Origin of the sequence: Phormidium sp. CCY1219, assembly GCF_035615515.1 — a bacterium.
Classification (GTDB): Bacteria; Cyanobacteriota; Cyanobacteriia; order Cyanobacteriales; family Laspinemataceae; genus CCY1219.
In genome coordinates this window covers 1-19,672 of the sequence record NZ_JAJENT010000674.1, presented here as the reverse complement: position 1 = coordinate 19,672, position 19,672 = coordinate 1, and the positions used below count along the sequence as shown (strand labels likewise).

Annotated in this window: 12 protein-coding genes; 10 read left to right on the top strand and 2 right to left on the bottom strand. The window is 51.5% G+C overall.

Features of this window, described 5'->3' with window-relative positions; all coding sequences use genetic code 11:
• Nucleotides 1-369 precede the first annotated feature (369 nt).
• Nucleotides 370-2,268, top strand: a complete 1,899-nt coding sequence (gene recN / locus LKK83_RS19595; RefSeq protein ID WP_324632985.1) for a DNA repair protein RecN — start codon at nucleotides 370-372, stop codon at nucleotides 2,266-2,268.
• Between the two features lie 114 nt (nucleotides 2,269-2,382).
• The gene (locus LKK83_RS19590) at nucleotides 2,383-2,805 is read left to right on the top strand and encodes a hypothetical protein (protein WP_324632984.1); all 423 of its coding nucleotides are present in this window, start codon (nucleotides 2,383-2,385) and stop codon (nucleotides 2,803-2,805) included.
• 48 nt (nucleotides 2,806-2,853) lie between these two features.
• Here the strand turns inward: LKK83_RS19590 and LKK83_RS19585 are convergent, their stop codons facing one another.
• On the bottom strand, nucleotides 2,854-3,066 hold the full coding sequence (locus LKK83_RS19585; RefSeq protein ID WP_324632982.1) for a hypothetical protein: 213 nt from the start codon (nucleotides 3,064-3,066) through the stop codon (nucleotides 2,854-2,856).
• Between the two features lie 291 nt (nucleotides 3,067-3,357).
• On the opposite strand from LKK83_RS19585, the gene LKK83_RS19580 reads away from it, so the two are divergent.
• The 8 genes from LKK83_RS19580 to LKK83_RS19545 all read left to right on the top strand — a co-directional run bounded on the left by LKK83_RS19580 (nucleotide 3,358) and on the right by LKK83_RS19545 (nucleotide 19,460).
• A complete protein-coding gene (locus LKK83_RS19580) occupies nucleotides 3,358-6,021 on the top strand; it encodes a GAF domain-containing protein (protein ID WP_324632981.1) in 2,664 nt (887 codons plus the stop codon).
• A 119-nt stretch (nucleotides 6,022-6,140) separates the two neighbouring features.
• Nucleotides 6,141-6,983 (top strand): adenylate/guanylate cyclase domain-containing protein, encoded by an 843-nt coding sequence (locus LKK83_RS19575; protein ID WP_324632980.1) that lies wholly within the window; start codon nucleotides 6,141-6,143, stop codon nucleotides 6,981-6,983.
• 988 nt (nucleotides 6,984-7,971) lie between these two features.
• Nucleotides 7,972-9,624 (top strand): AAA-like domain-containing protein, encoded by a 1,653-nt coding sequence (locus tag LKK83_RS19570; RefSeq protein WP_324632979.1) that lies wholly within the window; start codon nucleotides 7,972-7,974, stop codon nucleotides 9,622-9,624.
• Nucleotides 9,625-9,768: 144 nt separating this feature from the next.
• The gene (locus LKK83_RS19565; RefSeq protein ID WP_324632978.1) at nucleotides 9,769-13,371 is read left to right on the top strand and encodes an AAA-like domain-containing protein; all 3,603 of its coding nucleotides are present in this window, start codon (nucleotides 9,769-9,771) and stop codon (nucleotides 13,369-13,371) included.
• 178 nt (nucleotides 13,372-13,549) lie between these two features.
• Complete coding sequence (locus tag LKK83_RS19560; protein ID WP_442957343.1) at nucleotides 13,550-15,658, top strand: ABC1 kinase family protein; 2,109 nt, start codon at nucleotides 13,550-13,552, stop codon at nucleotides 15,656-15,658.
• Nucleotides 15,659-16,148: 490 nt separating this feature from the next.
• Nucleotides 16,149-17,774 (top strand): peptide ligase PGM1-related protein, encoded by a 1,626-nt coding sequence (locus tag LKK83_RS19555; protein WP_324632975.1) that lies wholly within the window; start codon nucleotides 16,149-16,151, stop codon nucleotides 17,772-17,774.
• The gene (locus LKK83_RS19550; protein WP_324632974.1) at nucleotides 17,764-18,912 is read left to right on the top strand and encodes a DUF711 family protein; all 1,149 of its coding nucleotides are present in this window, start codon (nucleotides 17,764-17,766) and stop codon (nucleotides 18,910-18,912) included. The genes LKK83_RS19555 and LKK83_RS19550 overlap by 11 nt, the downstream gene beginning before the upstream one ends.
• A gap of 221 nt (nucleotides 18,913-19,133) precedes the next feature.
• On the top strand, nucleotides 19,134-19,460 hold the full coding sequence (locus tag LKK83_RS19545) for a hypothetical protein (RefSeq protein ID WP_324632973.1): 327 nt from the start codon (nucleotides 19,134-19,136) through the stop codon (nucleotides 19,458-19,460).
• Here the strand turns inward: LKK83_RS19545 and LKK83_RS19540 are convergent.
• Nucleotides 19,457-19,672 (bottom strand): hypothetical protein (locus LKK83_RS19540; RefSeq protein WP_324632972.1); only part of this gene is annotated, 216 nt, incomplete at its 5' end. The two genes, LKK83_RS19545 and LKK83_RS19540, sit on opposite strands and share 4 nt — an antisense overlap.

The window sequence follows — 19,672 nt, the reverse complement described above, 5'->3', positions numbered from 1 at the left end:
TTTATCTCTCGCCAATGAAACGCCTTTGCTACCGACATTTCTGCATGATGCAAGTCTGCCCTCACGGGATGTTAAGCTCCTTTCATTTGGGTCAAAGAGTTGGTGATAGGAGTCTATCATATCATTGCGGCTAAAGCCGCGCCCGTGGCTTTTCCGCCCCGCTCTAAAGAGACGGGGCTACCAAGCTCCCGAGTTTTTTTCGTGTAGTTTTAGAAAAAGCGGACAAGAAATCGGCTTGTTGGCGTAAATTCGTTGCTAAGCAAACCCGTGGTGGAGCGAGCCAAGGGGTTGCGAACCGCGAGGGAACCGACGCCGGCTAAGCGCTTGGATCCCGTGAAAGCATCTTCTGTGTAAGGACGAATAAACGTTATGTTGCTGTCGGTGCGGATAGAAAACTTTGCGTTAATCGATCGCCTCGAATTAGAATTCGGCAGGGGGCTGAACGTGTTGACGGGAGAAACCGGTGCGGGTAAGTCGATTATTCTCGACGCCGTAGATGCGGTATTGGGGGGCAAATGTACGGCTAGAGCGATTCGGACGGGAGCGAGGCGGGCGTTGATTGAAGCGACCTTTGATTTAGAGGCAGAAGTCAGGGAGTGGGTAAGAGACCAGGAAATCGAACTGTTAGAGAAGAGTTTATTGGTGGTCAGTCGGGAACTGGTGGTTGCCAAAGGGGGGACGATGAGAAGTCGCTCTCGCCTGAATGGGGTGTTAGTCAATCGGCAGCTAATGGAGCAACTGCGCGATCGCCTGGTAGAAATCACCGCCCAAGGGCAAACCGTGCAACTGGGACAAACCGCACGTCAGCGCGACTGGCTCGATGCATTTGGGGGTGAAGAGATTCTTGCCGCGCGCAGGGCGATCGCCAGTTTGTATGCCGAGTGCAACGCCGCCCGGGGGAAGCTGGAAGATAGCCGTCAGTTCGAAAAGCAGCGCTTGCAACGGTTGGATTTACTGGAATATCAGGTTAAAGAACTTTCAGAAGCGAATTTGAGCCGGGCCGACGAGTTGGAACAGTTAGAGAGCGAAAGACAGCGGCTGTCTCATGTGGTGGAGTTGCAGCAGCAGAGTTATGAAGTTTATCAAGCCCTGTACCAAAACGATCGCGGGTCAGCAGCGGCGGCAGATTTACTCGGGCAGGTAGAGAACACCCTTAGCGAGATGGTGGAATACGATCCTCCGCTCAAATCGGTGTTGGAGATGGTGAGCGATGCCTTAGCCCAGGCGATCGAAGCCGGACGTCAGATGAGCAGCTACAGTTCTAGTTTGGAAGCCGACCCCGATCGCTTGTCAGAGGTTGAAGATCGCCTGGGGGAACTGAAGCATATTTGTCGCAAATACGGACCGAGTTTGGCCGAAGCGATCGCCTATGCCACGCGGATCCAAGCCGAACTCGAAGAACTCACCGGCGCGGAACACTCCATCGAAGCCCTAGAACAGATTTACCGCGAACGACAAGCAAAATTGCAGCAAGCGTGCGATCGCTTAACCCAGTTGCGTCGCGCCGGGGCAGATAAGTTGCAAAAACGGTTGGTAGAGCAACTCAAACCCCTGGCAATGGAGCGCGTGCAGTTTCAAGTAGAGCTGTGCCCCATTCCCCCTACCACCACCGGGGGCGATCGGGTCTGCTTTCTGTTTAGTCCCAATCCCGGAGAACCCCTACAGCCGTTGGCTCAAACGGCATCCGGGGGAGAGATGAGTCGGTTTTTGCTAGCCTTGAAAGCTTGTTTTTCCCAGGTGGATACAGCCGGAACCTTGGTGTTTGATGAAATTGATGCGGGGGTCTCCGGACGAGTGGCAGGGGCGATCGCCGAAAAGCTGCACCAGCTTTCCGCCCAACAACAAGTGCTGTTCGTCACCCACCAACCGATCGTGGCAGCAATGGCTGACTATCACTTCCGGGTGAACAAACAAGTGATTGAAACCCTCACACCAGAAGTGGGCAGCCTAAAAGAAGAATCCGGTGAGTCCGTGGGTGGAGCGATCGAGGCAGACCCAGACAAGCCCCACTCAACCCCCATGCCACCAGAAGAATGGGTGATGGCTGCACAGGCGCGCACCGTTATTCGCGTCACCTCCTTGGAAACCCACCAACGTCGGGAAGAATTGGCTCAGCTTGCTGGGGGCCAAGCCGCCGAAGAAGCGATCGCCTGGGCGCAATCTTTACTCAATCAAGCCGCCTCCTTACGGCAAGGAAGCTCCCTCAGCTATGAGAATCCCCCTGCCTCTGATTCCCCCTCTTCCCCATCCTCTACCCCTAATTCCTAACCTCGGCGATAAACCGCCGGGATCGCCCCGGGGCGGTAGCAGGCGAAACCCCCTCCATTCCCCACCATTTTCCCGCCCTTGGCACTCCAAACCCCCAGCCTGCCCCTGGGGTGAGTGACACCGCTAGTCGATCGGAACAATCTGCGATTAGAATTGGGGTACAAGAAGCGCCGCTATCCTTTATTATCCGTAGGATTGAGGGGGACGTTTGGCTCCCAGGGTACCTGCCTCACTCGGGTGCGCGATCGCCCTATTCCCACGCCCGGTACCCACAGGCCCACCTCAGACCCAACCCAAGGGTTTGCGGTACTCAGGGTGGCTTCTCGAATCGGTTCGATGAAAAGCGCCTTCGATGCGCCTCGCGAACTGGCCCGGGTCAATCCACGATCGGCAGGTAGCAGTTCCGGGAGTTTTGACGAACAACCCTTCGCCTACAGGGAAAAAAATCACGGGTCAAGGGGGTGGGGGATGACAGTGGCAGCAGTGGGTTGGGGGATGACAGCCACGGGAACGCGAGTTGATGAGCGTTGTGGATGAATTGTTCCGTTTCTTGTGCCAAAATAATACAATCGTCAGCAAGAACGTCTAGATCCGAGACAGAAGGTTCGGCGATCGCCATCTCAGGCGATAAACCCCAGGCATTAGAGGCGATCGGGCCTCAAAGAGCCGTTCCACTAACAGCACGCCGATTTCGGAAAACATCCACTTTCCGGTCCACCCTTGAGCTTGAAGTTTAGAGAAATGCTGACAAACGTAAAAAATCGTACAAAGGGGCACATCAAAAAAAGCATCGCTCATATCAAAATTTTCACAAGCGCTCTTAATCGTCTTGGGGGGTCGCTGTGCTCTGGAGGGGATGAAAACTCCCCCCTCGGATACCGACAAGCGCTCCTCAGCCACCTGATTCCTCCAAACGAAAGCCATTTCGTGGATCCGATGTCTATTGATTTAAGGAGAGAGTAAACTGAGAAGTAGTCTTGGATCGGTTTGGCTTCGTACCACAAATCCCAAAGGCTTTTTCGACAGGATACTCACACACTAATGCGACGTTCGCTGACTCCTGGTCTGAAGTAAAGAGTATAGATTGCTATGACAGCTGCATCTCCAAATCCCAAGGGTTGGGACCACAGTAGTGGTGCCGTCATTGATGTGACCCCGCAAGTAGAAGGCAAGCAAGTGCATCAACGATCGGAACCCAAGAGTTCGGAACCCAAGAGTGACGCAACATCTGCTCCGCCAAATAACCATAGTAGTAGCGCATTAGCGCGGACGCAGGGAACCTTCTCCGCCTTTCTCGCTCCGCTAAACAAAGACAGCTTCACTCAAGTCGTCAAAGACGTCGAAGAAAAGTTAGAAGTTGTCAATCAAACCCTCTCCATGCTCGACAGCCTGCTCGACAGCCAAGGGTTTGATGCCATCCTCGACGAAATGTTGCGTTCGATTACCCTGAAAACGGGAGAACTGCTCGGAGCCGATCGCTCCACTATCTTTCTACTCGATGAAGAAAAAAACGAACTGTGGTCGATTATCGCCAAAGGAGAGGGGGGAAAACCCCTAGAAATTAGGATTCCGGCAGATAAAGGCATTGCCGGAGAAGTGGCTACCTTTAAAAAAGTCGTCAATATTCCGTTTGATTTCTTTGACGATCCCCGCTCGGGAGCGGCTAAAGAACAATACAAAAAAACCGGCTACCGCACCTACACCATGCTCTGCATGCCTTTGTTGAACGAGCAAGGGGATCTGGTGGCGGTGGTTCAATTACTGAATAAGTTAAAAAAACTCCACGATCCAGAAGCGCCCCTATCAGAACGGATTAATGCCAAGGGGTTTACCGAAGAGGATGAAAACGTTTTTGAAGAGTTTGCTCCTTCGATTCGCTTGATCCTGGAATCTTCGCGATCGTTCTATAAAGCGACGCAACGACAACGGGCAGCGGCGGCCCTCATGTCGGCGACGCAATCTTTGAGCAAGAGCAGCCTCGATTTGGAAGAAACCTTGAAAAAGGTGATGGATGAGGCGAAACAGCTAATGAATGCCGATCGCAGCACCCTGTGGCTGATCGATCGCGACAAAAATGACCTGTGGACGAAAATTCCCATCGGACCGCGTGGCGAATTGAAAGAAATTCGCATCCCGATGGGGGTGGGCTATGCCGGGACGGTGGCGAAAAGCGGGGAACCGCTGAATATTCCGTTTGACCTGTACGATCATCAGGGGTCGGAAACTTCCAAGCGGGTAGACCAAACCAGCGGGTACCGAACTTGCAGTTTGCTCTGTATGCCGGTGTTTAACTCCGATCGAGAACTCATCGGGGTGACGCAACTGGTTAATAAAAAGAAACAAGGGGAGCATCCGCCTTACGACCCCTCGGAATGGCCCAACGCACCCGATTGCTGGAAAGCGAGTTTTAATCGCTCGGACCAGGAATTCATGCAGGCGTTTAATACCCAAGCGGGAGTGGCGCTGCAAAATGCGAAGCTGTTTGCTACGGTTAAGCAGCAAGAGCAACTCCAGCGCGATATCCTCCGGAGTCTGAGTAATGCGGTGATTTCTACGGATAAGTCGGGACATGTGATTGCCGCAAATGAAAGCGCTCGGATCTTGCTGGGGATGGAAAATAGCGATCGCCTGGAAGGCAAGTTGGTACGCGATTTGATCCGTCTGGAAGCCGGAGACTTCTCCAAGTGGTTTGATGCCGCCCTAGAAGGCAAAGACGAAAAAGCCCGTCAGCAGTATTACCCGGATCAAACCCTGGTATGCGCGAGCAACGACGAAGAACACAGCATCCACTTGTCGATCAACTCCATTGCCGATGCCTCGGATCCCACCAATGTCTATGGCGCGCTGGTGGTGATGGAAGACATCAGCGATGAAAAACGCCTCAAGAGCACCATGTACCGCTACATGACTCAGGAAGTGGCGGAACAGTTGCTCGCCTCGGGAGATACCGGGTTGGGGGGTCAGCGCAAAGAAGTCTCGGTGCTGTTCTCCGATATCCGCAGCTACACTACCCTCACTGAAGGGATGCAAGCTGAAGAAGTGGTCGCCATGCTCAACGAATACTTCGAGTCGATGGTGGACGCGGTATTTAAGTACAAAGGCACCCTGGATAAGTACATCGGGGATGCAATTATGGCGGTGTTCGGTTCGCCGCTACCGCTCAAGGATCATGCCTGGTGCGCGGTGCAAACTGCTGTGGAAATGCGGAAACGCTTAATCGAGTTCAACAACATCCGCGAAGCGGAGGGTAAGCAAACCATTAAAATCGGGATTGGGATCCACTCGGATGAGGTGGTCAGCGGTAATATCGGCTCGAGCAAACGCATGGAACTGACCTCCATCGGCGATGGGGTGAATTTGGGTTCTCGTCTGGAAGGAACCAGTAAAATGTATGGCACGGATATTGTCATTAGCGAAAAAACCTATCTTCCCTGTGCCGATAAAATTTATGTCAGAGAACTCGACTACATTACGGTGAAGGGAAAAAGCGAACCGGTGAAAATCTACGAACTGGTGGGTCTGAAATCGGATCCGATACCGGAAGAAAAACTGAAAATCGTAGAACACTATTCTAAGGGTCGCGAATATTATCTCTCGCGCCAGTTCGCCAAAGCACTCAAAGAGTTTGGGGAAGTTATGGAAATCGATAAAAACAATAAAGCGGCGGCGGTGCATATGGAGCGCTGTCAGCACTTTGTTGTAGAACCCCCACCGGATGACTGGGATGGCGTCTGGAAGCTGACTGAAAAGTAGTATCCTATTCTCATGGATCGACGCTGTGAAGTCAGGAGTCAAACGAGGGCGCGTCGTGCCTCTCTAACTCCTGATTTCTCCCTCTGGATTGGATCTTTGGTTGACATTTTGTATGAAATATGGTAAACGGTAGCGATGCCCGCCATGAGGTTTCGGTTTTATTCGCCGAAATTAGCGGCTACAGCAGATTAACAGAAAATTTGGCAGCAGAAGAAGTGGCCGATCTGCTGCATGATTATTTTCAATCGATGCTCGAAGCGGTTGAAAAGTACAAGCAAAGATTGGATAATCAACTCGAAATTGCTTGTATTGGTAATTCGTTGGTGGTGGTATTGGGTGCGCCCGAGCCTTTGGACAATCATGCCTGGGTGGCGCTGGAAATCGCGATCGCCATGCACCAGCAGCTTGAAGCGTTTAATCGCCATCGGGCAGGAGAAAATAAACCGCCGATTACAATGGGCATCGGGATTAATTCCGATGTGGCAATCAGTAATGATGTGGCGGCTAATCGCACGTTACAGTTCAGCGCAGTGGGAGATGGAATCAATCTGGGCTATCTCCTCCAAGGCGTCAGCGATCAGTATGGCTGCGATATCGTCATCGGCGAAAAAACTTACGAGTATTGCAAAGACCGAATTTGGTCGCGAGAACTCGATCGCATCCGAATGCGCTCGAATCACCAACCGGTGGCACTTTATCAATATTTGGGCCTCAAGGAGGAGTCCATTCCCCCGAAAAGCCAAGAGGTGATGGAACATTACGATAAAGGACGCCAATATTATCTGAATCGCAAGTTTGCGGTGGCAATGGGTGAATTTGCTACGGTTCTCGAAATCGATAGCAACGATCGCGCCGCTCGCTTGCATTTGAAACGCTGTCAGCGTCTGCTGAAAAACCCACCCCCAGAAGAATGGGATGGCGCTTGGGTCGCGCAAAAAACTTGGGTTCTCGCAGATAATTAAGCCGACGGCGCGATCGGCTCTCCCACATCCCCTCGCCATCCTCAGATGCTCTACCTGCGCGACAACGATTTCCGATGCCAAACCCTCTTTTTTCTGGGAAAAAACATCATCAGGCACTGGCTTGCCCTTGGCATCGGCATTTTCATTGCCCTCCCATGCGCTCTTCCCACCCACGCCATTGGCCTGCTTTAACCTGAAGTGGGCTGGCGTTTCCCTGGACAATGCTCTGCTCGATTTTCTAAAAGCGGTGGGGTAGGCGGGGTGTGAGGGATATCTTTCCCGCCCTTTACTGTAGCGCTTTAGATGAGTTTATTGTCGCACTATTCTGACGCTCCTTGACCCCCACCTGTGGCGATGTGGGGGAACGGGTCGCTCTGTGGAGTTCAATTGGCTGACGATCGCTCCCGAGACCATCACTTAGCTTAAGGCGAGTTGGGCGCTCGATATGCCAACCCGCTTATCTATTTTTCGCGTTTGTTGCTTAAATTACAGATATATAATAGTTTACATGATAGTGGGGAAAAAGGAGAGTCACTGCAGTGGAGAGCGATCGCCATCCCCCACGAATCACTAAATGAAAGCCAGATAAAAATTGAGGCAGTGGGAAAACCGGGGTGAAAGGGGGAAGCCACAGAAAGAGCGACGCGCCGCGATCGCCTCCTTTCCCGAGGATAGGAACAGCGCCGAAACTTCTGGTGAAAAAACGTTTTGCTAAACTGCGAAGGAACAAGCTTCCACCGCCGGGACGGATATAGTGTTAAAAATGAAAATAGGAGCGCTTGGAGGGAGGGGAACTGCGTCGAGTATGGTAAAGAGACAGTAACAGCAAAAGCGCGTCATAGCCAAATGCGATCGCCAATCCAGGGGCTAAACTTCCGTAACGGCACGGGGCGAAGCGACCCTCTGCATCCAATTGAGCAGAGATCGCCCAAGCATGCGATCGTCATTCCCCGCCAATCCACCGCCAAACCAACAACCCAGGCGAACCATGTCAAATCAGCAAATCGCGAACCAACCCGCAAAAGACCTCCACTTTCCCGGTGGACCGTTGCCCCTCAATTCCCACTTTTACATTGAGCGACCCCCAATCGAGCAGAATAGCTACCGCCTTCTGTGCCAACCGGGGAGCGTGATTCGGATCAAAGCACCGCGAAAAATGGGCAAAAGCTCCCTGATGCTGCGGATTATTGACCAAGCCACCGAGCTAGGATATCATAAGGCAACTGTGGACTTTCAGCAAGCCGAGGAAGAAGTTTTTGCGTCCCTCGATAAATTTTTGCGCTGGTTTTGTGCCAACGTAGCGCGGCAATTGCACCTCAAGCCGATGCTCGATGAATATTGGGACGAAGATATTGGCAGCAAAGTCAGTTGTACCCTGTATTTTCAAGGGTATTTGCTCGAGGGAATCAACGCGCCGCTGTTATTAGCATTAAACGAAGTCAATCAAGTTTTTGAGCATACCAAGATTGCCAAAGACTTTCTGCCCCTGCTGCGCTCTTGGCATGAAAGCGCGAAACAAGCAGAGAGCTTCGAGAAACTGAGACTGGTGGTGGTTCATTCCACCGAAGTTTACGTGCCTTTAAATCTCAATCAATCCCCCTTTAATGTGGGTTCGCCGATTAAATTACCCGAACTTACATTAGAGCAGATTATTGATTTAGCGCAACGGTATGGACTAGGGTGGCGAGATAACAAAAACGCCACAGAACTGATGAATCTAGTGGGGGGACATCCGTATTTAATCCAGTGTGCCCTGTATCATTTGGCTTGTCAAGGAGTGAGCCTAGAGCAGTTATTAGAGCAAGCGCCCACCGCCAGCGGAATTTATCGGAATCACTTACAAGAGTTGTTAGCGACCTTGCGCGAAGATCCCGAATTAGACGCGGCATTGCAAGAGGCGATCGCCACCGAAGGAAGCGTGAAACTCGAAGCGATCGCGGCGTACAAACTCGAAAGCATGGGACTGGTGAAGCTAGAAGGCGATCGCTGCCAGGTTTCTTGTCAGTTATATCGCCGCTATTTCAGCCAGCAAAACCGAAGCCTGTCAAATTATAGCGTTCGCCTACAGGAATTAGAACAAGTCAACCAACAGTTAACGCAATTAGTCAATATTGATGGCGTCACCCAGCTTCCCAACCGCCGTTTTTTTGATACCAACCTGCAAGAAGAGTGGGAAAACTTGGCCGCAGAAAATAGTCCCCTGTCCTTAATTTTATGCGACATCGACTTTTTCAAAATTTATAACGATAGCTTCGGACATCCCGCCGGCGATAAATGCTTGCGAAAAGTAGCCGATACGATTCAAAAATTGCTCAAAGGACCAAAAGAAATTGCCGCGCGGTATGGCGGGGAAGAACTGGCGGTGATTTTGCCGGGGAAAGAAGCATTTAGTGCCTTTTACTTAGCCGAAAGAATCCGAGAAGAAATCAAAGGATTGGGAATCACCCATGACGAATATCGCATGGGTGGCGTTTCCCCCATTCTCACCGTAAGTTTAGGCGTGGCTTGCACCATTCCCACCTCGGAAGAATTGCCGGAAATCCTGGTGAGTGCGGCTGATGAAGCGCTTTATCAATCGAAAAGGAAGGGGCGCGATCGCGTCACCGTCAGCGAAAAACTGGATTATGGATTGTTGGAATAGACGAAAACCCTGGCAAATTAAGGTATAATTCCTGGAAGAGGACCCGTGCCAAACTCAGGGTGTATGGAAAAGCAAACGTCAAAGCTGCTCGAGTAACGAACTGACCCAAGATCGGTTGATTGTTGTTTTCTATTCCACCCCATCGTGCTAACCCTAGAAAATCCCAGCGAATATCAATACCAAGTCGGCGGTAGCCTTGCGATCGATGCGCCGACCTACGTGGTTCGCCAAGCCGACGCCCAACTACAGGAGGCTTTAAAAAAAGGCGAATTTTGCTACGTGCTCAATTCCCGACAGATGGGAAAATCCTCCTTATTGGTTCGGACTCGCCAACGACTGCAACAAACAGGAGTCAAATGCGCGACCCTAGATTTGAGCGCGATCGGGAGTGAAGAAATCACCCCGTTGCAATGGTACAAAGGAATCGTCACCGACTTATGGCGCAATTTTAACTTATGGGGAAAACTCAACTTAAAAACCTGGTGGCGGGAAAGAGAAGACCTATCCTTCATCCAAAAACTCAATCAGTTTATTGCAGAAATATTGCAGGTTCACTTTCCCGAGAGTCAAATCGTCATCCTCATCGATGAAATCGATAGCGTTTTGGGGTTAGACTTTCCCGTGGATGATTTTTTTGCCTACATTCGCGCCTGTTACAATCAACGTCCCATCAATCCAGAATACAACCGATTGAGCTTTGGGATTTTTGGAGTGGCGACTCCGGGGGACCTAATTGCGGATAAAAAGCGGACGCCATTTAACATTGGCAAGCCGATAGAATTGCGCGGCTTCACTGTAGAAGAAGCCCAACCCCTAGGGGTGGGATTTGAAGCCAAAAACATCAAAAACCCGCAGGCGGTATTGCAAGAGATATTAGCCTGGACCGACGGGCAACCATTTTTAACGCAAAAATTATGTTCGATTGTAGTCGAGTCAGACTGGGAAAAAGTAACTGGGAGCAAAAACCCATCCCGAGGCGACCCGCAATATTTCATCCGAGAACTGGTGCGATCGCGAATTCTCCAGAATTGGGAATCGCAGGACGAACCAGAGCACTTGCGAACCATCCGCGATCGCATTATGCGCCAGGAAAAATCCGTGGGGAGAATGCTGGGAATTTACCAGCAAATTTTGCAAGCGCAAGCGGGAGAAAACCCAGCCGTAACCGCAGATGAAAGCCCGGAAAAAATGAACTTGCTGCTGTGTGGCTTAATTGTCAAACAGGGAGATATTTTACAAATCAAAAATAGAATTTATCGAGAAATTTTTAACCTGCAGTGGGTGAAAGCGCAACTCGGGCAACTGCGACCGTATTCCCAAACCTTAGATGCCTGGATTGCCTCCCAGCAAACAGATACCTCGCGACTGCTGCGCGGGCAAGCCCTCAGAGATGCCCGAAGCTGGGCGCAGGGAAAAAGTTTGAGCGATTTAGACTATCAATTTTTAGCGGCTTGTGAGAAATTCGATCGCCAAGAAATGCAACTCAAATTAGAAGCCGAAAAATCCAAAGCAATCCAAGCCAAACTCGCACAAGAACGAAACACCGCCAAACTGCAACGATTATTTCTCGCCGCCTTGAGTGCTGCATTGGTGTTAGCATCCGGGTTAGGAATCACCGCATTTTGGCAGTATCGGCAAGCGATCGCCAGCGAAAGACAAGCGCGGATCGGGGAAATTAAAGCCCTTGTCACCTCCGCCTCAGCCTTATTCAACCAAAATCAACACCTCGATGCCCTAATCACCGCCCTGCGCGCCCGAAAACTGATGGGAACCGTGGAGTCCCCACCCCCGGACATCACCGGCAAGGTAGAAAGCGTCCTGCGGCGCAGCTTTTACGGGGCCGACGAATTTAACCGATTGGTGGGTCATCAAGACCTCATCTGGCGGGTGGTGTTTTCCCCCGATGGCGAATATCTCGCCACCGGTAGCAACGACGATACGATAAAACTCTGGGGGCGCAATGGTGAGTTACTCCACAGCTTCACCGGTCACACCGGAGACATTTTAGACGTAGCCTTTTCCCCGGATGGCAAATTCCTCGCCTCTGCGAGTAGTGACAAAACGGCCAAAATCTGGACGCGCAACGGGAGGGCGATCGCCACCCTCACCGGTCATGGCAACAGCATTCGCAGCATTGCCTTTTCCCCCGATGGCGAGACCCTCGCCACCGCCAGTGAAGACGGAACCGCCATTCTCTGGCGTCGGGGAAAGCAAGGGTGGGTGGATGCGGAGAAAACCGCCACCTTGCGCGGGCATAGCGCTGGTCTCGAAGCGATCGCCTTTTCCCCCGACGGGGATATCCTCGCCACTGGCAGCCAAGACAACCGGGTAAAATTATGGCGCACCGATGGCACGGAGATTCGCACCCTGACCGGCCATACCGATGCGGTGTGGGACGTGAAATTTAGTCCCGACGGGGAAACCCTCCTTTCCGGCAGCAATGACGGCACTGCCAAACATTGGCGTACCGATGGCACGGTTTTGGCTACTTTGCCGATGGAAGGTCGGTGGGTGTGGTCGGTGGCGTTTAGCCCGCCAGAGAGTCTCGCCCGTCGTCGCGGCATTGCCTTCGCCACTGCCGATTTGGGAAATGATATCAAACTGTGGAGCGCAGATGGCACTTTATTATACACTCTCAGCGGTCACAACAGCCGCATCTGGAGTGTGAGTTTCAGTTCCGATGGCCAGACTCTCGCCTCTGCCAGTGAAGATAAAACGATTCGACTGTGGCGGTTCAATCACCCGATGCTGACGGTTATGCGCGGGCACGAGAACGATCTGTTAGATGCGAGTTTTTCCCCGGATGGGCGGTTTGTGGTGTCCGGGAGTGACGACCGGGTAGCCAAAGTGTGGGGAGTGGATGGCAAGTTGCTGGCGACTCTACCGGGACATACGGGTGGCGTGTTGGGGGTGGATATTTCCCCGGATAACACATTGTTAGCTACTTCGAGTTACGATAACACGGTGAAACTGTGGGAACTGTCGCCAACCGGCACAGGGGCCACGGAACTCGCCACCTTAGAGGAACATCAGGATGCGGTGTGGTCGGTGCGCTTTAGTCCCGACAGCCAGTGGCTGATGAGTGCCAGCGGCGATCGCACGGCGAAAGTGTGGCAGCGAGATGGTACATTGTTGTATAGTTTGCCCCATGAGGATAAAGTTTGGCAGGTGGCGTTCAGTCCGGATGGGGAATGGATGGCCTCGGGAGGAACCAGTGGGTTTGTGAACCTGTGGGACAGGGATGGCAATCTGCGACAGTCGATGGAGAGTCACGAAGGGACGGTGTTGGGTTTGGCGTTTTCGCCCGATAGCAGGGTGTTGGCCTCTAGCAGTCGCAACGATACGGTGAAGCTGTGGGGCACTGATGGCACCTTGCGCGCCAGTTTCAGTATGAAGGGGAATGACATGATTCCGGCGATCGCGTTTAGTCCCGATGGTGAAATGCTCGCCAGTACCGGCATGCAGGGGAATGTCAACCTGTGGAGTGCGGATGGCAAACAGTTAGCGGTTTTGAACGGTCATCAAGGGCGCGTGTGGTCGGTGGAATTTAGTGCCGATGGGAAAAAATTGGTGTCGGCGGGGGTCGATGCCATCGCGATCGTGTGGGATTTGCAGCAGGCGATCGAGTTGGAAAATATACTGGCGGCAAGTTGCGAGTGGGTGGGGGATTATTTAGAGACGAATGGGAATTTGGATTTGAGCGATCGCGCCCTTTGCGATGGAATTGAGCGCGATCGGGGGGATTGAGACTCGGTTGTCGGTGGCTTGGACCTCGCGGTTCGGTTTTTACCCATGATGGATGGCTCAACTGCAATTCCCCAGGTTGTTTTCCCGGCGATCGGAAAATTCTGCCAATCGAGTGACGGTGTGATGGAAACGAATTGTTACAATAATTAACATGGTTCCCCAACTAGGTTCCGAATTTATGCAAGTTAAGCCCGTATCTCGTTCCTCACGCCCAACACAAGCTGATGCCGTTGCCGGCAAGGCTTCTGGGTTGGAAAAAATTCCCGGGGAGGCACCCCCGCAGACGATTCCTGTGGAAGCCGAACCCGCACCCATTGCCCCGATACCGGAGCGATCGGCAGCCCCCACCGTAGAAGCGGAAACCGACGCTTTGATGTACGACCCGGTTGCCATTACCGAGTATTATAGCCGCCGTCCCTTAGAAGTTTGGGGGCGTCGGTTCGCCATTTTGTGGCCGATGTTGAAATTGGCATTCGGGATTTGGTGGGACAAACAACGGGGTCGCAGCCAAAAAAACCAACGGCGACGCGCCGCACAACTGCGAATCATGCTGACCCAGTTAGGGCCGGCTTTTATTAAAGTGGGTCAAGCCTTGTCCACTCGTCCCGATTTGGTACCGCCGTTGTATTTGGAAGAGTTGGCTAAATTGCAAGACCAATTGCCGCCTTTTCCCAACGAAGTGGCCTATCAGTTTATTGAAGAAGAACTCGGCGATCGCCCGGATGTCATTTACGACGAACTGACCCCGGATCCGGTGGCGGCGGCATCCCTCGGCCAAGTTTACAAAGGCAAACTGAAAACCGGCGAAACCGTAGCCGTAAAAGTCCAGCGCCCCGGTCTCGCCGAACGGATGGCTCGCGATATTTATATTTTGCGTCAATTGTGTATTTGGGCGCAAAACAATCTCAAACAAGTTCGCAGCGATTTGGTGGCCATCATGGATGAGTTTGGCACGCGCATCTATGAAGAAATGGACTACACCACAGAAGGCCAACATGCCGATCGCTTCCGCGAATTATACGGCCATCTGCAGGATATTTACATCCCTAAAATCTATTGGGAATACACCCGCCGCCGGGTGCTGACAATGGAGTGGATCGCCGGGACGAAATTAACCCAACTCGAATCGTTAAAAGCCCAAGGCATTGACGCGAAATATCTGATTGAAGTGGGGGTGAACTGTTCCCTGCGCCAGTTGCTAGAACATGGCTTTTTCCACGCCGACCCGCACCCGGGCAATCTGCTGGCGACCAAAGATAATAAGCTCGCTTACCTCGATTTTGGGATGATGAGCGAGGTAAAATCCTATCAGCGCTATGGCTTGATTCAAGCGGTGGTTCACCTGGTGAATCGGGATTTTGAAGGCTTGGCGCAAGATTACGTTAAATTAGAGTTCTTAAGCCCGGATACGGATTTAACGCCGATTATTCCCGCGTTGGCCAATGTGTTTAATGATGCGTTGGGGGCAAGCGTTGCCGAACTGAATTTTAAAAGCATTACGGACCAACTCTCGGAACTGATGTACGAGTATCCTTTCCGGGTGCCGGCCTATTATGCATTGATTATTCGGTCTTTGGTGACGTTGGAAGGGATTGCGATTAATGTAGACCCCGAGTTTAAAGTGCTGAGCAAAGCTTATCCGTATGTGGCGAAACGGTTGTTAACCGATTCTTCACCGGAGTTGCGCTCGTCTCTGCGCGATTTACTGTTTAAAGAAGGAGAATTTCGCTGGAATCGGTTGGAAAATCTGTTGCGAAATGCAAAAGATAGCGATGATTTCGACCTGTCGCAAGGGTTGAATCAAGCGTTGGAATTTTTGTTGTCCGAACGGGGTGAGTTTATTCGCGATCGCATTGTGGAAGAACTGATTAAAAGTTTAGATGGGTTGTCGCGAGATGCCCTCACCAATGCCGGGTCTGTGGTGCAAGAATGGGTGGGCTTGAAAAAACCCAAAACCCCTGCTCCCGCCAACACCAGCAATGCGGATTTGCAGAAAATAGAACATATCAAACGCATTTGGGCAATTCTGCAAGAAACGCGCGGCTTTGATACTAATGAATTGATGCAACAAATTCCGCCGCTGCTGATGAAGCCGGAAACGCAAAAAATGGGTCAGAAAATTGCCAGCGGTTTGGCGCAACGTGCCCTAGCGCGCTTGATTCGCGAGCTGTTTTTGTCAGAAGAAAGTCAGCAGGGGAATGGGAAGAATGGGGAAAAATCCGGCGATCGCTTGATTTTATTGCCCGCAAAACCCCCTAACGATTCGACCCGTTCTACGGTGGCATAGTCTGTGGCAAAATAAGGTTCGACGGTGCAGATATCTGGCGCGATCGCCCTCGGGTTTCCACCCCTAGGGGCGTTCTCTATCTCCAGAACCCCGAGTGATACAACCGCCGGGGGAACGCTACTCAAACGCGGGGGATTTCAATCTCCCGCTTTTATTGTGTTGATTTACATATTGTTTAATTCGGCGGTTCGCTGCATTGAGAGATTTGGTATAAAAAACACTCAGGCGCGATCGCCCTTGAGTGTGAATGGGGGGCGAAGGAATCCCCTGGGGCGACCCTGGGCGAGGAAGGGACAACTTCCTTCTGGTTTGGTTCGGGTAATGGGTAAAAACACCGGGCGGGGGCGACCCTGGAAGGCGCAAAGCCACGAATTGAGGCAGTTTTGCCAAAGTGGGCGTAGTAAATGTTACTAAATATGACAATTTTGCTCGAGACCGATCGCCGACTCGGTAAAATTACAAGTATTGGAATCGAGAGGGAGTCGAGGTTATGCTAACTCAAAACCAATTACCGGCCAATTATGGGGTAGAATTTCGCCGCCTGCAGGCACAGTTGCGCGATCGCTGGCAAAAGATAGATGAATTTGACCGCAGCGATTGCGATATTTTAGTCGTGGCTTCTCTGACCCTCGACTCGCAAGAACTGCAAAAAATTCCCGGCGTCGCCCACTACGAAGAACGCCACCTGTTTTCCTTAATGCGCTTGCAAAATCCTCGAACGCGGTTAATTTACGTCACCTCGCAACCGTTGCATCCAATGGCGATCGAATATTACCTGCACCTGCTACCCGGAATCCCCTTTTCCCACGCCCGCGATCGCCTGCTGTTGTTTTCCACCTACGACTCTTCTCCCAAATCTCTCACGCAAAAAATCCTCGATCGCCCGCGCTTAATGGAACGCATCCGCCAAGCATTGCGACCGGAAAAATCCTACATGATTTGTTACAATTCCACCCCTTACGAACGGGAATTGTCGGTGAAACTGGACATTCCATTACTCGCCCTCGATCCGGACTTGTTAGAATGGGGAACCAAAAGCGGTTCGCGGCAAATTTTTGCCGAATGCGGTATCCCCCATCCCCCCGGTAGCGAGTTGGTCTGGACCGCCGAAGATTTAGCCGAAGCCACGGTAGAAGTCTGGGAGAAAAACCAACCCTTATCGCAAATGGTGATTAAACTGAATGAAGGGTTTTCCGGAGAAGGAAATGCCCTGCTCGATTTGCGATTTTTAAATGAATTTTCCCCCGGAGAACGGGTCAAAGCCCTGCGCGATCGCTTTCCTTTGATGCGCTTTCAAGCTAATGGGGAAACTTGGGATAACTTTTCCCGTCGCATCCCGGAATTAGGGGCAATTGCCGAAGCATTTATCGCAGGGAAAAATAAGCGATCGCCTAGCGTGCAAGGGCGGATTACTCCCAGCCAAGAGGTAGAAATTCTCTCCACTCACGACCAAATTCTCGGCGGAAGTGACGGGCAAATTTTTCTCGGTTGTCGCTTTCCCGCCGATGAAGCCTATCGATTGCAGTTGCAAGATTTAGGCATGCGCGTCGGCCAAAACTTGGCGGATAAAGGCGCATTAGAACGCTATGGGGTAGACTTTATCGCCGTTCCGCAGCAGGTTGGCGATCGCGTCGAGTGGGAGGTGTTTGCGATTGAAATTAACCTCCGCAAAGGGGGAACCACTCATCCCTTTATGGGCCTTAAATTGCTCACTAAAGGACGATACGATCGCGCCACTGGTTTATTTTACAGCCAACACGGACGGGCGAAATTTTATCGCGCTACGGATAACCTGAAAAAAAACCGCTATATCGGCTTGCTTCCCAATGATTTAATGGATATTATCGCCGATCGCCAACTGCATTTCGATACCAGTACCGAAACCGGCAGCGTTTTTCATCTGATGGGCTGTTTGTCGCAATTTGGCAAAATTGGCTTAACCAGTATCGGGAATTCCCCGCAACAAGCCGAAGCCCTTTATAATCAGGTGATTAAAGTGCTAGATGAGGAAACGGGCAACCTGACAGAATCCACCGGGCGATCGTTTCCCCCAAGCAATCCTATAACCTGGAACGGATCTCACGCAAATCACTACCCAAGCTCTGATGAAAATTAGAACCATTACTACCGGTATTGTCCTCGACTCTCCTAAAGATGAGGCGATCGTGCAAAAAGCTGCCCGGTTCAATCATCAAGCCAAGCAGTTTTTTCAGCAAAAAGGCTATGAAGTGCAATCCACTCGCGTTTGTACCAATTCTTGGGCCGATTATCTCCTGGATTTTTCCGCCTCGGAAATGCTCGAACAATTGCAAAACCTCGAAACCCTTTGTCAAAAGTTGAAACTCGATGGGTTTAATATCGGCTATGTGGATAATCCGCAAACCATTTCCCTGATTCCGACAATTAACAAGAATACTTCCCTGATTTACTGTTCCAGCAAAATCGGCGATGCCGAAAACGGTATCGATTTACCTAGCGTCCGCGAATCGGCAGAAGTGATAAAAGAAATCGCCGAAAATACCGAAACCGGGGTGGGTAATTTTCGCTTTTGCGCTTCCGCGAATTGTCCCCCGGGAATTCCCTTTTTTCCCGCTGCGTACCATGAGGGGGAAATGGCCTTTTCCCTGGGCTTGGAATCCGGGGATTTGCTGATGCAAGCCTTTTCCGCCGCTAAAAATCTGGAAAAGGCAGAAGAAAAATTGCAAGAAATCTATGCAGAAGCGTTAGAAAATGTGGAGGCGATCGCCCGAGAAATTTCCGAAACCCTGGAAGTCCCCTACGGCGGAATCGATGCCTCGGTGGTTCCGGCTCTTGACAAAAAAGCAAGCATCGCTTATGCTTATGAAAAACTCGAATTAGCCCGATTCGGTCACTCCGGAACTCTGGCAATTTCTCATCTTATAACCCGCGTTCTCAAAGGGTTATCCGTGACGCTGTGCGGATATTCTGGCTTGATGCTGCCGGTTTGCGAAGATGTGGGATTGGCCCAACGCGCTACCGATGCAACCTACAATCTGACCCATCTTTTATTATATTCTTCGGTTTGCGGTTGCGGTTTGGATACCGTACCCCTTCCTGGCAATCTTTCTGTGGATAAGATTGAAGCAATTTTGCTGGATGTGGCATCTTTAGCGATTAAATTGGATAAGCCTCTTTCTGCCCGCTTGTTCCCCATTCCCGGGAAGAAAGCAGGAGAAATGACCGAGTTTGATTCGCCTTATTTGGTGGATTGTCCGGTTTTATCTGTGGAGTAGAAAGGCGGGGGATTGAAATCGCGCCAGGGTAGGCACCGGAGGGTGCGTGACCCCCGCCAGTAAATGAGTGGGAAGAAGACAAAATGTAGTTCGGGGGTCACGCACCCTCTGAAATGGCGGGGGATTGAAATCGGGCCGAGGCACGGGCAAAGCGCGTAAGCCATGCGCCACAGGGCTATAGATTGAGTATAATTGACCGAGGGTTATCGCAAGGAGTACCGATGGGACAAATTAAGATCGCGATCGAGGCAAACCGGTCCGCAGAGGCGGCGCAAGACTTACTCGCCATTCCCGGATTATCCGGTAGTATAGAGACACCGGCGGAACCGAAAAAAACCGAAGGGTTAACCACCGTTGCCACAATTGTAGGCATTGTTGCCGGAAGCTTGCAGATTGCCGAACAAATTCGCCAGTGGTATCTCGAAGCAAAACAACAGCGCCAAGGCAATATGGATGTGGTGGTGGAAAGTGCAGACGGAAAGCGGGTTTTGCTCGATGAAGACCTCACCGTGGAAGAAATTGCCCAGATTCTCCAATCCCTGCGTTAAAATAATATCCCGAGACCGGAGATTAAAATAAGAGCCGCATCCCTTGCATTCGGTTGCATTCGGTTAAAAACTAACTCGGAACCGTACAATAAAAGCATTTCAGTCGGTTTTAACCGACTTGCGCTATTAGGCGGGGGTTTCAACCCCCGCCGGGGATTGCGGATCGCCCCTGGATGCGAGCCGGTTTCAACCCCCGCCGGGGATTGCGGATC

Coding starts and splice junctions, on each gene's coding strand:
- recN (WP_324632985.1), top strand. CDS start 370: ATGTTGCTGTCGGTGCGGATAGAAAACTTTGCGTTAATCGATCGCCTC.
- LKK83_RS19585 (WP_324632982.1), bottom strand. CDS start 3,066: ATGAGCGATGCTTTTTTTGATGTGCCCCTTTGTACGATTTTTTACGTT.
- LKK83_RS19580 (WP_324632981.1), top strand. CDS start 3,358: ATGACAGCTGCATCTCCAAATCCCAAGGGTTGGGACCACAGTAGTGGT.
- LKK83_RS19575 (WP_324632980.1), top strand. CDS start 6,141: ATGGTAAACGGTAGCGATGCCCGCCATGAGGTTTCGGTTTTATTCGCC.
- LKK83_RS19570 (WP_324632979.1), top strand. CDS start 7,972: ATGTCAAATCAGCAAATCGCGAACCAACCCGCAAAAGACCTCCACTTT.
- LKK83_RS19560 (WP_442957343.1), top strand. CDS start 13,550: ATGCAAGTTAAGCCCGTATCTCGTTCCTCACGCCCAACACAAGCTGAT.
- LKK83_RS19555 (WP_324632975.1), top strand. CDS start 16,149: ATGCTAACTCAAAACCAATTACCGGCCAATTATGGGGTAGAATTTCGC.
- LKK83_RS19550 (WP_324632974.1), top strand. CDS start 17,764: ATGAAAATTAGAACCATTACTACCGGTATTGTCCTCGACTCTCCTAAA.
- LKK83_RS19545 (WP_324632973.1), top strand. CDS start 19,134: ATGGGACAAATTAAGATCGCGATCGAGGCAAACCGGTCCGCAGAGGCG.